The sequence below is a fragment of the Streptosporangium sp. NPDC001559 genome (genome assembly GCF_042893955.1).
Lineage (GTDB): Bacteria > Actinomycetota > Actinomycetes > Streptosporangiales > Streptosporangiaceae > Streptosporangium.
Window position 1 is genome coordinate 191002 of sequence record NZ_JBIAVG010000014.1, and the last position, 12239, is coordinate 203240.

The following is a 12239-nucleotide window of genomic DNA, read 5'->3' on the forward strand; positions in this document are numbered from 1 at the left end:
CCCCGTACGACTAGGAGAGCACAGCATGGACATCAAGCAGCTCGGCTACCTTGGCCTGTCCGCGCGTGAGCCGGACGCCTTCACCACCTACGCCACCGACATCCTCGGCATGCAGCGGGTCGAGGGAGAGGACGGCGCCACTCACTTCCGCATCGACGACGTGCACCACCGCATCACCGTCGAGGAGGGAGAGCAGGACGGCGGCGCCTACTACGGCTGGGAGGTCGCCGACGGCGACGCGTTGAGCGCCGCGCTCAACGAGCTGAGCGACCACGGCGTCGTGGCCCGTGAGGCGACGCAGCGCGAGCTGGAGATCCGGCGCGTGGCCGGCATGGCGCACTTCCTCGACCCCGCGGGCAACCGGGTCGAGCTGTTCCACGGGGCCTCACAGGGTGAGGGATCGTTCACCTCGGCACGGGACATCGAGCGGTTCGTCACGGGTGACCTCGGCCTGGGCCATGTCGTACTCGCCAGCCCGGACGTGGCGGCCCAGCAGCGGTTCTACACCGACGTCCTGGGCTTCAAGATCAGCGACACGATGCGGGTGCCGTTCCAGGCGACGTTCCTGCACACGAACCCGCGCCACCACAGCATCGCCTTCGTGGACGGCCCGTTCTTCGGCATCGACCACCCGTTCCTGCACCACTTCATGCTTGAGGTCCCCGACATGGACCAGGTCGGCCGGACCTACGACCTCGTGCTCGACCGCGACGTCCCGGTCACCATGACGCTCGGACGGCACAGCAACGACCAGATGTTCTCCTTCTACGCCGAGTCTCCCGTCGGCGTGCACACCGAGTTCGGCAGCGGCGGCGTCCTCATCGACGACGAGACCTGGCAGGTCACCGAGATCCCCGGCCCCGACCTCTGGGGCCACCGGCACTGACCTCACCCTTTTTGGAGCCATGACATGGATACCCTCACCCCCTTCGTGGAGACGGAAGTACTGATCGTCGGGACCGGCCCGGCGGGAGCCACCGCCGCGGCGCTGCTCTCGACGTACGGCATCCCCAACGTGGTGCTCAACAAGTACCCCGGGGTCTCGAACACGCCCCGCGCGCACATCACCAACCAGCGCGGCGTCGAGGTACTGCGTGACCTCGGGCTGGAAGGGGAGGTGGTCAAGAACGCGACTCCGCAGCACCTGATGGGCGAGCACGTGTACGCCACGAGCCTCGCCGGGCACGAGCTCGGCCGGCTGCGCACGTGGTACACCCACCCCCACTTCAAGGCCGAGCACGACCTCGCCAGCCCGTGCTCCGTGTGCGACCTGCCGCAGCACGTGCTGGAGCCCATCCTGGTCAACGCCGCCGCCTCGCGGGGGTCGTCCGTCCGCTTCAACACCGAACTGCTGACGTTCACGCAGGACGACGACGGCGTGACCGCCCTGGTCAGGGACAGGCTGACCGGCCAGGAGTACGGCATCCGCAGCAAGTACCTGATCGGCGCGGACGGCGGCAACTCGACGGTCGCCGCGCAGGCGGGCCTGCCCCTGGTCGGCAAGATGGGGCTCGGAGGCTCGATCAACGTGGTGTTCGAGGCGGACCTCACCCGCTTCGTCGAGCACCGCCCGGGCGACATGTACTGGTTCGTTCAGCCGGGCGTCGGCCACGACGGCAACGGCATCGGCGTGCTGCGCATGGTGCGTCCGTGGAACAAGTGGGTCGGCGTGTGGGGTTACGACGTCAACGCCGGGCAGCCCTCGCTCACCGAGGAGGACGGCGTCCGCATCGCGCACCAGCTGATCGGCGACGACCAGGTGCCGGTGAAGGTCGAGTCGATCTCCACCTGGGCGGTCAACGACGTCTACGCGACCGACAACGTGGTCGGCCGGGTCATCTGCGTCGGCGACGCCGTACACCGGCACTCGCCCATGAACGGCCTCGGTTCTAACACCTCCATCCAGGACAGCTACAACCTGTGCTGGAAGCTCGCGATGGTGTTGCGCGGCGAAGCCGCACCCACGCTGCTCGACAGTTACCGCGACGAGCGGCTGCCGGTCGCCAAGCAGATCGTCCAGCGCGCCAAGCGCAGCGACGGACTGCTGCCCATGATCTTCATGGCGCTGCGCCTGCCGCCCGCCTCCGGCGCGCAGGAACTGCACGACGCCCTCGACGCCCTGCTGCAGCCGACGGCCGAGGGCGGCCGGCTGCGGCAGGAGTTCGACACCGCGCTGCAGAACACGATCATGTGCTTCAACACGCACGGCGTCGAGACCAACCAGCACTACACGTCCGCCGCGATCGTGCCCGACGGCACCCCCGAGCAGCCCGCGCCGCGTGACGAGGAGATCTACTACTTCGCCTCGACCCGTCCGGGACGCCACCTGCCGCACGTGTGGCTGACCAAGGACCAGCGGCGCGTCTCCACCTTCGACCTGTGTGGCCGGGGCCGGTTCACCCTGCTCACCGGCATCAACGGCGCCGCCTGGCGGGAAGCGGCCGAGCGCGTCGCCAAGCGCCTGGGGGTGCCCGTCCGGGTCTGGTCGATCGGCCGCGGCTGCGACTACGAGGACGGCTACGGCGACTACCGAACCCTTTCCGAGGTCGCGGAGGACGGGGTTCTCCTGGTCCGCCCGGACCACATGGTCGCCTGGCGGTCCGCCTCCGCGGTGGACGATCCGGAGGCGGCGCTGAGCGCCGTGTTCGGCCAGATCCTCGGCCGCACGACCAAGGAGTAGTGGGCCATGCGCATCGCGGTGGTCGGCGGCGGGCCCGGCGGGTTGTTCTTCGCCGCGCTGGTCCGGCAGGCGGACCCGTCGTACGAAGTGACCGTTTTCGAGCGCAACCGCGCCGACGACACCTTCGGCTTCGGGGTGGTCTTCTCCGACCGGACCCTGGAGGCGATCCACGAGGCGGACCCCGTGCTGCGCGGAGCCCTGGCCGAGCACGGCAGGCACTGGGACGACATCGAGGTCCGGTTGAAGGGCGAGCGGATCAGGTGCGGCGGCAACGGCATGGCCGCGGTCGTCCGGCGCACGCTGCTCCTGATCCTGCAGGAACGTGCCCGCTCCGTCCGGGCGGACCTCCGCTTCTCCACCGAGGTGACGTTGGACGACCTGGCGGGCTACGACCTCGTGGTCGCCGCCGACGGCGCCTCCTCACGGATCCGCGAAGCGCTCGGTTCCGGCCTCGGTTCACAGGTGGAGACCGCCTCGGCCAAGTTCATCTGGTTCGGCACCGACCACCTCTTCGACGGGCTCACCTTCGTCCACGAACGCGGCCCTGACGGCGTCTTCGCGGTGCACGGATATCCCATCTCCGACACCATGTCGACGTTCATCGTGGAGACCGACGAGGCGTCCTGGCGGCGTGCCGGTCTCGACGCGTTCGACGTGAACCAACCCCCCGGGGAGAGCGACCTGCGCTCCAAGGCGTACCTGGAGAAGCTGTTCGCCGAGCAGATCGAGGGCGGACGGCTGCTCACCAACAACTCCCGCTGGGGCAACTTCCGCACGCGCCGTACCCGCCACTGGTACGCGCTGGCACCGCGGCCCGTCGTCCTGCTCGGCGACGCCGCGCACACCGCGCACTTCTCCGTGGGCTCCGGCACCAAGATGGCCATGGAGGACGCCGTCGCGCTCTCGCGGGCGCTGGTCGGGCACCCGGGCGACCTCGCGGCCGCCCTCACGAGCTACGAACGGACGGCCAAGCCGCCGGTTCTGCGCATCCAGGACTCGGCGCGGCCCAGCCTCGCCTGGTGGGAGAACTTCGGCGATTACCACGACGCCCTTGAGCCGTGGCAGTTCGCCTACCACTTCATGTCCCGCAGCATCTCCGACGCGCGGCTGGCCAGGCGTGCGCCGCGGTTCATCGACCGGGCCCACCGCCGGTGGCGGGACCTTCACGGCGCCGACCCGTTGGAGACGCCCTTCGAGGCGGCCGGCTGGTCGGCGCCCGGCCGGCTGCTCGACGTCGTGTCCGGAGCGGACGGCGTCCCCGCGGCCGTCCGGGGGAAGAGCTATCTGCCGCTCTCCACGGTTCCGCTGCCCGGCGCGTGGGGCGCCCTGCTGAAGGCACCGGACGACGAGGCCGACCTGCCTCGCCTGTCCGACCTCACCACCGCCGGCGCGGCCCTGGTCGCCGTGCACGGCGGCACGGCTCTGACCCGCACCAGGCTGTGCGAGGAGGTACGGATGCGCGCAGGACTTCCCGCACTGCTGATCGAACGGGACCACGACCGGGACCGGGCGCTGACCACGGTGCTCTCCGGCCGCGCGGACCTGGTCGGAGTGCCCGCGTGAACGACCTCGACCCGCTGAGCCCGCTGGGCCCGCTGTTCGCCCCCCGGGGCATCGCGGTCGTCGGCGCCTCCCGCGACCCGGGCAAACTCGGCGCCGCCATGGCTCGTTCGTTGTCCGGCTTCGGGGGATTCCTGGCACGGGTGAACGCTCGCGACGACACCATGTACCCGTCCGTCGGCGCCGCCGCCGCAGCGGGACCCGTCGACCTCGCACTGCTCTGCGTCCCCGCCGCGGCCTGCGCCGGCGTGCTCGCGGAGGCGGCCGCCGCGGGCGTGCGAGCCGCCGTCGTGTGCGGCGGAGGGTTCGCCGAGGCGGGCGGCGCCGGAATCGAGCACCAGCGACGGCTCGGTGCCATCGCCCGGGACTCGGGTCTGCGGCTCCTCGGCCCGAACACCAGCGGCTTCCTCGCTCCCCACGCGCGGGTGACCGCCAGCTTCGTCCCCGGCGTCCATCGGGTGGCGCCGGGCGCCGTCGCCGTCGTCGCCGCCAGCGGAGGCGTCAACCACGCCCTGGCGTTCGCGCTGACCGAGGCGGGGCACGGCGTCAGCCTCGCCGTAGGCCTCGGGAACGGAGCCGACGTCACGGCTCCCGACGTCCTCGACCACCTCGCCGGCGATCCCCACACCGCCGCCGTCGCGCTGCACGTGGAGTCGGTGGCGGACGGACCCCGGCTGGTCGCGAGCGTGCGCCGCCTCACCACGACCCGGCCGGTCGTCGCCCTGGTCGTCGGCCGCCACGATGTCGGGGCCTTCGCCGAGTCCCACACCGGGGCGCTCGCGACCTCGTGGCGCACGACGCGCGCGGCACTGGCCCAGGCGGGCGCGGTCCTCGTCGACGACGAACGCGAACTCGTCGACGCCGTCGGCGCGCTCGCGGTGACGCGGGCCCGTCCCCGCGTCGCCCCGGGGGTCGGCGTCGTCACCGCCCAGGCGGGTCCCGGCCTGCTGCTCCTCGATGACCTGCGAGGACGCGGGATCCGGGTGCCCGAGCTCACCCCCGGCACCCGCGAGACCCTGACCGGGCTGCTGCCGCCGCTGACCTTCCAGCGCAACCCGGTCGACACCGGCCGCCCAGGACCCGAGCTGGGGGCGGTGTTCGCCGCCGTCGGCGCCGATCCCGGCGTCGACGTCCTCGCGGGCTACGTCCTGCACGAACCGGACGCGGTCGACGTCGTCGCCGCGCTCACCGAAGGCCTGACCGCGGGCGTCCCCGTCGTCCTCGGCCTGGCGGGTGTGGGCGAGGAGGTCGTCCGCGACCGCCGAGCCCTGCGCCAGTCGGGTGTCGCCGTGGCCGACGACGCCCGTGGCGTCGCCGCGGCCACCGCCGCGCTGCTGGCCGACGCCCGAGCGCGTACGGCCCGCCCGGCCGTCTCCACCCCGTGGGCGGCGCCGACCGGCCTGGCCGCCCGATACGACGAACACGCGGGCAAGGACCTGCTCGAACAGCTGGGTGTGGCGACCATGCCACGCCACGCCTGCCTCGACCGGACCGCGGCCCACACCGCGTTCGACCTCGTCGGGGCGCCGGTGGCCGTGAAACTGCTGGACGCGGACGTCCTGCACAAGACGGAGATCGGAGGCGTGCACCTGGGCGTGTCCTCCCACGCCGACCTGGACGCCGCACTCGACGAGCTGGACGCGGCGGGCGCGCGCCACTACCTGGTCGAGGCCATGGCGCCCGCCGGGGTCGACCTGATGGTCGGCGCCCGACGCGACGTCGTCTTCGGGCCCGTGGTGCTCGTGGGGCTGGGCGGCACGGTGGCCGAAGCCCTGGCCGACGTCGCCATCAGGCTCGCCCCCGTCTCCCCCGGCGAGGCAGCCGGCATGCCGTCCGAACTGGCCGGGCGGGCCCTGCTCTCCGGGTGGCGCGGCGGCCCCGTCCTCGACTCCGACGACCTCGGCACGATCGTCTCCAGGCTCGGCGACCTGCTCGTCGCCAATCCGCTTCTGGAGGAGATCGAGGTCAATCCGCTACGGCTCACGCCACAAGGTCTCATCGCGCTTGACGCCGTCATCCTCATCAGGAAGGCCGACGATGCCCACACCCATCACTGAGCACACCGTGCCCTGGCCCGAGGCCGACGTCACCCGCTTCACCGAGGAGGGCTTCTGGGCCGGGGCCGCGATCGGCACCCTGCTGCGGGAGGTCGCCGACCGCGACCCGGACGTCACGGCGCTGGTCGACGGCACCGGGCTCCGCCTCACGTACGGCGAGCTGGCCGACCGCGCCGACGCCGCCGCCGTACGCCTGCGTGGCCTCGGCATCGGCCAGGGCGAGCGGATCGTCATGCAGCTGGGCAACTCGTGGGAGTTCGTCGTCCTCCTCCTGGCGTGCCTGCGCGCGGGCATCGTGCCCGTGATGGCGCTGCCCGCCCACCGCCGGGCCGAACTCACCTATCTGGCCGTCCACGCCGAGGCCGTGGCGATCGCCGTCCCCGACCGGACCAAGGACTTCGACAACCAACGACTCGCCCACGATCTCGCGGCCGACGTACGCGCGGCCACCGGGGCCGAGTGGCGGGTGCTGGTCGCCGGGGACGACATCGAACCCGGAAGTGTCGACCTGCGGAGCCTGTGCGGCCCGCCAACCGGCCGAACCGGCTTCGACATGCCCTCTCCCTCCTCCCGGGACGTGGCCCTCTTCCTCCTTTCCGGGGGCACGACCGGCATGCCCAAGCTCATCGCCCGCACCCACGACGACTACGCCTACAACGCCAGGGCCAGCGCCGAGGTCTCCGGGGTCACCGCGGAGTCGGTCTACCTGGTCAGCCTGCCCGCCGGGCACAACTTCCCGCTCGCCTGCCCGGGGATCCTGGGCGTACTGCTCGCCGGAGGGCGGGTGGTCATGCTGCCCTCACCCGAGCCGGTACGGGCCTTCGCCACGATCGCGGCGGAAGGCGTCACGCACACCGCGGTGGTGCCCGCGGTCGCCGGCCGTTGGCTGGAGCGGGCGGCCGAGCACGGTGCCGGACAACTCGCCAGTCTGCGGGTCATCCAGGTGGGCGGCGCCCGCCTCGCGGACGAGCTGGCGTACAAGGTGAAGCCCGTGCTCGGGGCGACGCTGCAGCAGGTGTTCGGGATGGCGGAGGGGCTGCTCAACTTCACCCGTCTTGACGACCCCGCCGAGACGGTGTGCACCACGCAGGGCCGTCCCCTGTCACCTTCCGACGAGATCAGGATCGTGGACGAGCAGGACCGGGACCTGCCGGACGGTCAGGCCGGGCTCCTGCTCACCCGCGGGCCGTACACACCTCGCGGGTACTACCGGGCGGCGGAGCACAACGCCCGCTCCTTCACGGACGACGGCTGGTTCCGTACGGGTGACATCTGCCTGCGCACGCCCGAGGGCGACCTCGTGGTGGCCGGCCGTGACAAGGACATGATCAACCGTGGCGGGGAGAAGATCTCCGCCGAGGAGATCGAGAACCTCGTGTACCAGCTCCCCTCGGTGAGCCAGGTCGCCGCCGTGGCCATGCCGGACCCCCTGCTGGGGGAACGCGTGTGCCTGTACGTCGTGCCGAGGGCCGGGGAGACGGTCACGCTGGAGGAGGTCCGCGGGCGGATGGAGAGCGCGGAGGTCGCCCGCTTCAAGTTTCCCGAACGGCTCGTCGTCGTCGAGGAACTCGCCTGGACCAAGGTCGGAAAGATCGACAAGAAGGCCCTCAGGGCCGACATCGCCGACCGTCTCAAGGCGGAGCTTCCCGGCGGCGCCTGAGCGGCCGGCCACCTCCGGAGTGCGGACCCGGTCCGTGACGATGCGGTCCGAGGCCGGTTCGGCTTGTCAGGCGCGGTCGTGGAGGGTGACGTGGTAGCCGTCGGGGTCGGCGAAGGTGAACGTCCGGCCGAAGGGGCCGTCGATCGGTGCGGAGACGATGGAGTGACCATCTGCGGCGAGAGCGTCGTGGATGGCCTGGACGTCGGTGGCGTGGAGCCAGATCGCGGCGCCGATGCCGGGCCGGGCGACGGATGCGAGATCGGTGCCGGGGACGACGTCGCGGAGTGCGAACGCGATCGGCTTCGTCTCGAAGACGACGGCGTGCGGAGGCCCGGCCTGCGAACGGACGAGGCCGAGGTACCGCTCGTAGAACGCCCGTGAGGCGTCGAGGTCGCGCGCCTGGAGCGAGATGAAGTCGGGGCCGGTGACGGGCATGGTGATGCTCCTTCTCTCCGTGTCAGATTCCTGACACGGGCCAATGTATGTCAGAATTCTGACATGAGTCAAAACGGTGCCGGCGTTGACCTGGACAAATCACTGGGCTACCTGCTGAAAGAGGCTTCGAGCGCCCTGCGCGTGGCCATGGAGGAGGTGCTGCGGCCACTGGGGATGAGCGTGACGCACTACTCCTGCCTCGAACTGCTGGCCCAACGGCCGGGTTTGTCGAACTCCGAGCTCGCGCGGGGCGCGTTCGTGACACGGCAGTCGATGAACGTGCTACTCCAGGCCCTGGAACGGGACGGCTACGTGACCAGGCCCGCCGAGGCGCCCGTCGGGAAGGTCCTTCCCACACGGCTCACCCCTCGCGGCCGGCGGAGCCTGGAGAAGGCGACCGTGGCGGTCCGGGCCGTCGAGGTCAGAATGTTGGCCGGCATGACCGAGACCGAGCAGTCAGACGCGTTCCGGATCCTGCGGAGCATGATCCACTCCCTGCGCGACGGCGACGGGGTGTAGCCCGTTCCCCTGCACACCCGGACAGGAGTACGGCCCGGCACTGACACTTTTCCCTGCCCGCGACAATCACCGAGCCTTTTTCAATCCGGCTTCCACAGGTCAGAACAGGCATTGGGTGAGGCCCGGGCTCATGCGCTGCCGCCACGGAGAATTCAACCGAGCCCACGAGGCGTCATTCGCCTGCATCGCCCCTGGCCGGACGGTTACCCGGAGGATGTCGAAAAGGCTCACCGATCTTTCATTCGTGATGTTCGGCGAACTGGAGAACGAGATCGCCGTGTGGCGCCGCACGGGAGACGGAACGCCCACCGTCGCGCCGGTGGGCGAGCTACCGCCCCAACGCCGCTGACGGCCCGCTGCCCCGCCGGCTTTCCCCAACGCCTGCTCGCGAAAGCATTCCCGCCGTTGCTTGCGGCCGTCGGCGTCGTGAGAGCAGACTGGTGGCTCAGCGGCCTGAGAGGGCTCGCAGTCAACCGTCCCTCGCGGCCCGGCCCTTATTCTCATCACCCCTGAGGGTTCGCAACATGTAGACCGGGGCCATCAACATCAGGGTCGCGTTTGAGGTCCTTATCACCCTTGCGAGGGGTCGCAACTAGGCGAACGCAAGCATCTACGCCACCGGGTTGCATCCTCATCGCCCTGCGAGGGGTCGCAACCTGGTGCGGCCACGATGCCGCTCGCCGCCGGCGTCTCCATCAAGGTCATCCCCGATGATCCTCGACCACGCGACCGCGGCCTTCACGAACGATGCCCACACCCCAGTGGCCGAGGAACCGCAGGAGCAGGAGTCAGCCGCTCCGCGCATACTCCAGATCTTGGAATCCGGCGTGTCGGTAACCGGCTCTGAACTGCTGCGATACATGTACTCCAGCATGGAGACTTGAAGATCATTCCACGCATATTGCACGAGCCCCAAGAAGCCCCATGTCATCTCCGTGCGGCTTTCGCCGAGCCTCCACCCACAATGGACCAATGCGAGGACCGTGGGTACACACCGGCCGACTCTGGACCAACGGCGATCCGTTTCTCGCTGTCGACGCTTCACTGCGCGGCGCGTGGCGCGGGTTCAGCGACGACCGATACGACGACATCGTGGATCTCGGCCTCAAGGACACTAGCATCCCGGTTGGAGCCGGCCAGGCGGCTCTCGTCGGCGCGGACGGAGCCGTCGGTGACGACAGCTGGATGGAGGTCTTTCAGGCAGAGGACGGCGGCATCGCCGTCGTGCAGGCATCCGGCCCTGACTACCCGCGTGTGCTGACACAGGCCCTCGGCTACCCGGACACCGACGACGAAGACGGCGCCCCGCTCATCGTGCGCAGCGGCGAGATCGCCTTGTTCAGCGCCGCGTGCGACGGCACCGGACCACACGCGCAACGCTTGGTGCCCGCCCGGCCAGGACCGGTGCCATCGGGGGACGGGGGACCGCCGCACGGGGACGTTCCAGGCCTTCTGATAACGACGACGTACACAACGTTCGCGTTCAAGGTGCGCTGGTGCACCCAGCTGGACGAAGAGGGCTGTTTCGCCCGGTGGCTGCTGACTCCTGCACGAACCTTGTGATCAGCGGGTCCCCGAACGCTCTCCAGGATCGTCTGAAGTCATTCGCCCCGCTGTTCACGAGCTTGGAGTTTGAACCCCGGACGGGCGGTAAACCCAAACCGCACCAGTCGGTGCCCTCCATGGCCGGCGAGCCGTCTGAGCGGATGATGAGACGCTTCCTGCCGCTGCCGGGTACCTGCTTGAGGAGGTCCAGCTGCTCGGGCGGCTGGTTCACGACCTCCCTGAGGTCGATGACCGTTGACCTGGCCGTGTGCGAGGGAAGGGTTCGGCTCGCGGCCGGGTTCCTCTTCACCGCATGAATGGACGGGCGACACGGCGTAGGAGTGTCGACGTCAGTCGCTCCTTCCCGGCCCCGGTCTCGTTGATCATTCTGGACCGGGGGCCGGGCCGCGTTCCCTCTCAGGAGCAGAAGGCGGAGTCAATCATCTTGCTGAAGGCGGCCATGTCGGCCGGGGACTGCTTCTGGTTGACGGAAAGGGCCACCTTCGTGCGGCCGTCCAGGGTGGTGAAGGCGCTCGTGAGATAGCCCGGAATGCCTCCGTTGTGACCGATGACCTTCCGCCCGCACGACGTGGACATGGAGACCAGGCCGAGGCCGTAGTCTCCCGGCTGGATCTTGATGGGAACGGTCTTCCTCATCTCGGTGAACTGGGCGGGCTTGAGGAGCTTGCCGGTGACCAGGCCGTCGAGGAAGGTCGTCAGGTCCGCCGTGGTCGTGATCATCGCTCCCCCGGCGCCGGCGATGCTCGGGTTGAGCCGGGTCACGTCCACGTACTCGCCGTTGCTCTTGTTGAGGTATCCGTGGGCGTGCGGCCCGGGGACGGTCGTGGAGTACGTCGGCGCCGAGGTGTCGCGCAGCCCCAGCGGCTTGATGACGCGCTCGGTGACCTCGCTCTGCCAGCTGTGGCCGGTCACGGCCTTGATCAGCATTCCGACCACCACATAGCCGGTGTTGGAGTAGGAGAACTTCGTACCGGGCTCGAAGTCCAGCGGCCTGGTCAGCCCGGTCCTCACAATGCCCTCGTCGGTGAACCGGTTGAAGCGCAGCTTCAGGTAGGCGTCACCCGACGTCGGGAACTCCTTCATGCTGGTGTAGTCGGGTATCCCGGCGGTGTGCTGAAGGATCATCCGTACGGTGATGTCGTTCTCGCGCGGCAACAGGCCGGGCAGATGCCTGCCGATGGGGTCGTCCAGTCCGATCCGGCCCTCGCCGACCAGCTGCAGCACGGTGACCGAGGCGAAAGCCTTGGTGACGCTGCCCATACGGAACGACCCGTTGGCCGGTACGGGACGTTTGCCGTCGACCGTGGCCGTTCCCGAGCGCAGCACGCTCTGCCGGTCTCCCTCGCTGAGCCTGGCCTGCACTCCGACCGCGGTACCGGTGCGCATCATCGCGTCCATCGACCCCTGGAGCGAGGCCGTGGTGCTCGGGGCGGGCGTCTGCCCGGCGTGCGCCGGGATGGAGAAGAGGGCCAGACCCGTGGTGACGAGGGCGAGGACGGCGGCGGCTTTGGGCGGGGTGCGCATGAGGAGGTTCTCCAGGTAGGTTCTCGCGCCCTGTCGGCGCTGGTCACAACGCTAGGAGGGCGAACCTCGGCGAGCGATCCCGCCAGGTAGACGGTAAGGGGGGAGGCGGACCGGTGCGCGACGGTAGGGACGTCCCTACCGTCGCGCACCGGTCCGGCGGTTGAGGCTTGGTCTCGACTGGAAACACAACTGGAAGCCACACAAAGATCATAAAGATATCGGAAGAGGGGCGTGGAGG

Annotated in this window: 10 protein-coding genes; 8 read left to right on the forward strand and 2 right to left on the reverse strand. The window is 70.0% G+C overall.

Annotation, left to right across the window (positions count from 1 at the left end; translation table 11 throughout):
• Positions 1 to 25 precede the first annotated feature (25 nt).
• Genes ACFYY8_RS29150 through ACFYY8_RS29170 form a run of 5 tightly spaced genes read left to right on the forward strand, consistent with a single transcriptional unit; the run spans position 26 to position 7957 of the window.
• Positions 26 to 886, forward strand: a complete 861-nt coding sequence (locus ACFYY8_RS29150; RefSeq protein WP_390046337.1) for a VOC family protein — start codon at positions 26 to 28, stop codon at positions 884 to 886.
• 24 nt (positions 887 to 910) lie between these two features.
• Positions 911 to 2680 (forward strand): FAD-dependent oxidoreductase, encoded by a 1770-nt coding sequence (locus tag ACFYY8_RS29155; protein ID WP_390046339.1) that lies wholly within the window; start codon positions 911 to 913, stop codon positions 2678 to 2680.
• A 6-nt stretch (positions 2681 to 2686) separates the two neighbouring features.
• Positions 2687 to 4243, forward strand: coding sequence for an FAD-dependent monooxygenase (locus ACFYY8_RS29160; RefSeq protein WP_390046341.1), 1557 nt, complete (start codon positions 2687 to 2689; stop codon positions 4241 to 4243).
• Positions 4240 to 6297, forward strand: coding sequence for an acetate--CoA ligase family protein (locus ACFYY8_RS29165; protein ID WP_390046343.1), 2058 nt, complete (start codon positions 4240 to 4242; stop codon positions 6295 to 6297). The genes ACFYY8_RS29160 and ACFYY8_RS29165 overlap by 4 nt, the downstream gene beginning before the upstream one ends.
• Positions 6278 to 7957 carry a (2,3-dihydroxybenzoyl)adenylate synthase gene (locus tag ACFYY8_RS29170; protein ID WP_390046345.1) on the forward strand — a complete coding sequence of 560 codons (1680 nt, stop codon included), beginning with the start codon at positions 6278 to 6280 and terminating at the stop codon, positions 7955 to 7957. The genes ACFYY8_RS29165 and ACFYY8_RS29170 overlap by 20 nt, the downstream gene beginning before the upstream one ends.
• A 66-nt stretch (positions 7958 to 8023) precedes the next feature.
• Here the strand turns inward: ACFYY8_RS29170 and ACFYY8_RS29175 are convergent, their stop codons facing one another.
• Positions 8024 to 8392, reverse strand: a complete 369-nt coding sequence (locus ACFYY8_RS29175) for a VOC family protein (RefSeq protein WP_390046347.1) — start codon at positions 8390 to 8392, stop codon at positions 8024 to 8026.
• A gap of 63 nt (positions 8393 to 8455) precedes the next feature.
• Between ACFYY8_RS29175 and ACFYY8_RS29180 the strand changes: the two genes are divergently transcribed.
• The 3 genes from ACFYY8_RS29180 (at position 8456) to ACFYY8_RS29190 (ending at position 10474) form a co-directional block, all read left to right on the forward strand.
• Entirely contained in the window at positions 8456 to 8911 is a 456-nt protein-coding gene (locus ACFYY8_RS29180; RefSeq protein WP_390046349.1) for a MarR family winged helix-turn-helix transcriptional regulator, read from the forward strand.
• A gap of 710 nt (positions 8912 to 9621) precedes the next feature.
• Entirely contained in the window at positions 9622 to 9795 is a 174-nt protein-coding gene (locus ACFYY8_RS29185; RefSeq protein ID WP_390046351.1) for a hypothetical protein, read from the forward strand.
• Between the two features lie 88 nt (positions 9796 to 9883).
• Complete coding sequence (locus ACFYY8_RS29190; RefSeq protein ID WP_390046353.1) at positions 9884 to 10474, forward strand: hypothetical protein; 591 nt, start codon at positions 9884 to 9886, stop codon at positions 10472 to 10474.
• A gap of 399 nt (positions 10475 to 10873) precedes the next feature.
• Here ACFYY8_RS29190 and ACFYY8_RS29195 read toward each other — a convergent pair whose 3' ends face one another.
• Positions 10874 to 12001, reverse strand: a complete 1128-nt coding sequence (locus tag ACFYY8_RS29195) for a serine hydrolase domain-containing protein (protein WP_390046355.1) — start codon at positions 11999 to 12001, stop codon at positions 10874 to 10876.
• Positions 12002 to 12239: the final 238 nt, after the last annotated feature.

Excerpts from the sequence above, each read along its gene's own strand:
- ACFYY8_RS29185 (WP_390046351.1), top strand. The coding sequence starts at position 9,622 with ATGATCCTCGACCACGCGACCGCGGCCTTCACGAACGATGCCCACACC.
- ACFYY8_RS29150 (WP_390046337.1), top strand. The coding sequence starts at position 26 with ATGGACATCAAGCAGCTCGGCTACCTTGGCCTGTCCGCGCGTGAGCCG.
- ACFYY8_RS29190 (WP_390046353.1), top strand. The coding sequence starts at position 9,884 with ATGCGAGGACCGTGGGTACACACCGGCCGACTCTGGACCAACGGCGAT.
- ACFYY8_RS29170 (WP_390046345.1), top strand. The coding sequence starts at position 6,278 with ATGCCCACACCCATCACTGAGCACACCGTGCCCTGGCCCGAGGCCGAC.
- ACFYY8_RS29155 (WP_390046339.1), top strand. The coding sequence starts at position 911 with ATGGATACCCTCACCCCCTTCGTGGAGACGGAAGTACTGATCGTCGGG.
- ACFYY8_RS29175 (WP_390046347.1), bottom strand. The coding sequence starts at position 8,392 with ATGCCCGTCACCGGCCCCGACTTCATCTCGCTCCAGGCGCGCGACCTC.
- ACFYY8_RS29195 (WP_390046355.1), bottom strand. The coding sequence starts at position 12,001 with ATGCGCACCCCGCCCAAAGCCGCCGCCGTCCTCGCCCTCGTCACCACG.
- ACFYY8_RS29160 (WP_390046341.1), top strand. The coding sequence starts at position 2,687 with ATGCGCATCGCGGTGGTCGGCGGCGGGCCCGGCGGGTTGTTCTTCGCC.
- ACFYY8_RS29180 (WP_390046349.1), top strand. The coding sequence starts at position 8,456 with ATGAGTCAAAACGGTGCCGGCGTTGACCTGGACAAATCACTGGGCTAC.